The 2,844-nt window shown below is 62.9% G+C and carries 2 protein-coding genes; both read left to right on the forward strand.

Annotated features, from left to right (window positions below):
• Window positions 1–378, forward strand: a 378-nt coding sequence (locus tag AB0447_RS36395; RefSeq protein ID WP_366481247.1) for a transposase, incomplete at its 5' end; no start/stop codon positions are given.
• Between the two features lie 264 nt (window positions 379–642).
• Window positions 643–2,748 (forward strand): serine/threonine-protein kinase, encoded by a 2,106-nt coding sequence (locus AB0447_RS36400; protein WP_366481248.1) that lies wholly within the window; start codon window positions 643–645, stop codon window positions 2,746–2,748.
• Window positions 2,749–2,844: the final 96 nt, after the last annotated feature.

A 2,844-nucleotide genomic window follows, 5' to 3' on the forward strand; every position in this document is an offset into this window, starting at 1 on the left:
CTCAAGGGCGCACGCAGGAGCTTCTCCTGGAAGGACTATCGCGACCTGCTGGTGAGGGCACACATCCAGCTCGGCGGCCCAATTGTGGTGGTCTGGGACAATCTCAACACCCATCTGGCAGACGGTCTGAAACGGTACGAGGCCGAGCACGACTGGCTCACCACCGTCAGGCTCCCGCCGTATGCACCCGACCTGAATCCCGTCGAGGCCGTCTGGTCCCTCGTGCGCAGAGCGATGGCCAACACCGCTTTCGGCACACCCGACGACCTCGACCGCAAGCTCCGCCGCGAGTTACGCAGGATCCAGCTCCGACCCCATCTGATCGACGGGTGCCTCACCGTCACAGGCCTGACCCTCGCACCACCGATCCCACCCTGAAAATCTCAGTAACGCGACCGTTGTAAACGCCTGGCCGGCGGGTTACGAGCTCTAAGCATCACGCCGAGCCGTCAGACAAACATTCGACCATAGGTTCTGCCTTATAGGCGCCTAGCAGGAACTGTACGAGGTAGAAAGGAACTTAGAGGTGTGAGATCGGATGAGTAGTCGTCGACAGCGGGCCCTGCGGGGCCCTGGGTCTGGGGGAAAGCGTTGGAGCAGCTCGCGCCGGAGGACCCCTGCCGGGTAGGTCGGTACCAAATCGTGGCCCGGCTGGGTGCGGGCGGGATGGGGCGGGTCTACCTGGGACGCTCGGCCAGTGGGCGTGCGGTGGCCGTCAAAGTGGTGCGCGCGGAGTTGGCGGAGGATGCGGGATTCCGCCAGCGGTTCGCGCGTGAGGTTGAGGCTGCGCGCCGTGTCACGGGGTTCTTCACTGCGGCCGTCGTGGATGCGGATCCTGAAGGGTCGCCAGCGTGGCTGGCCACTGCGTATGTGCCGGGGTTGTCATTGGAGGGGGCGGTGCGTGCCCACGGGGCGTGGCGAGACCATTCAGTGCTGGCTCTCGGAGCTGGGTTAGCCGAGGCGCTAGAGGCCATTCATAGCGCTGGGGTGATCCACCGTGACCTAAAACCGTCGAACGTGCTGCTGGCCCCCGACGGACCACGGGTGATCGACTTCGGGATCTCCGTAGCCGCCGAGGCAAGTGCACTGACTCAGACGGGGACGGTGATCGGTACTCCCGGATTCATGTCGCCTGAGCAGGTGACGGGCAAGCCGGTTGGTCCGCCCAGCGATGTGTTCTCATTGGGGGCAGTCCTAACCTACGCGGCAACCGGAGCCAGCCCGTTCGGAACCGGCTCTGGGCATGCAGTGAACTTTCGTACTGTGTATGAGAAGCCCTTTTTCGGCGGACTGCAGACGGAACTACTGGACTTGATTGTTCGCTGCATGGCCAAGAATCCGCATCAGCGTCCTGCCGTGGCAGAGGTGCTCGAAGAGTGCGCCCGGGCACTCGGAAAAACTAGCGGTCAGTGGATCACGACCCAGGTATTAGCCAGACCTGGATGGCTGCCTGAAGCGGTAGCACAGACTTTTCCCCTTGATGCCGCTCTGCTGAATACCGAGGAATACGGCCAGGAAGGGCTCCCCTCGATCCGGGTAAGCCACGCTGGGCCATCCAATCCCAACTCACAGGTTGGGCCAAACCGAGAAAATGGCGACGTACTCCCTGAGAGGCCCGGCGAGCAGGCCCCTGCAGCCCCGCTCGCTGCAAGGCTTGTCAGGTTGCTTCCCAGGATCTCACGTCGCAGGCTCATGGCTGGCTTCGGCACCGCCATCGTCACCGTTCTCGCCCTTGCTACGTGGAGATTCTTCGACGATGGGCGCAGCGCACGCTGGAGCTTCGCCACCGATGGTGTAGTGAACTCGTCGCCAACGGTTGCCGACGGAACCGTCTACGTCGGCAGCGACTCCGATTCCGAGACCGGCAGCAACCTGTATGCCGTGGACATGAACACCGGCAAGCAGCGGTGGGTCCTTAACGTTCATGGTGACACGGTTTCCTCGCCAACTACAGCTGGCGGTCTCGTCTACGTCATCAACAGCGACGGCAATCTCCGCGCGGTGGAGCGGGCCACTGGAAAGCAGCAGTGGCTCTACCAGGTCCCCGGGTTCTCCTTCGACACCGTGGATTCGTCTCCCACGGTGGCTGACGGAACCGTGTATGTCGGGGATGGACTGCACACCCTTCACGCAGTGGATGCCTCCACTGGAGAGAAGCGATGGACCTTCGATGCCGGATCGCAGGTGCGTTCGGCTCCTGCGCTTGTCGACGGGACTGTGTACTTCAGCGCCGGGAGCGAGTTGAACGCGCTAGACGCCGCCACCGGCAGAAAGCGGTGGGCTTTCGACGGGGATGGACCCATGGTGTCCACTCCAGCGGTCGCTGGCGGCACCGCCTACGACGTCATTGAAGACGGCAGCCTGTACGCAGTGGACATCAAGACTGGCAGGGAGCGTTGGAACATGTATATCGGCGGCCCTACGTACTCCTCACCCAAGCTCGCTGACGGGACTGTTTACGTCGGCAGTGGTGATGGTGTGCTGTATGCCGCGGACGTCAAGACCGGAAAAGAACGATGGGCCTTGCACGTCGAAGGTGCCGTGAACTCATCGCCGGTTGTCGCCGACGGAACCGTCTACGTTGGCAGTGCCGATAGTAACTTGTACGCGGTGGACGCCGCCACAGGCGAGAAACGGTGGACCTTGGATACCGACGGGGAAGTGAACTCGTCGCCGGTTGTCGCCGGCGGAACCGTTTACGTCGGCAGCAAAGACGGCAAGCTGTACGCCGTAAAAGCGAAAGACTAAGCCAGGGAAGCGCATCACCGGGCAATGTGAGCGCGGTGGCGGATCCATTGGGCGTGCGGTGTGGCGGTGGCTGGCCGCCACTGAACAGGGCGAGCA

The sequence above is a fragment of the Streptomyces sp. NPDC051211 genome (assembly GCF_040689505.1).
Classification (GTDB): Bacteria; Actinomycetota; Actinomycetes; order Streptomycetales; family Streptomycetaceae; genus Streptomyces.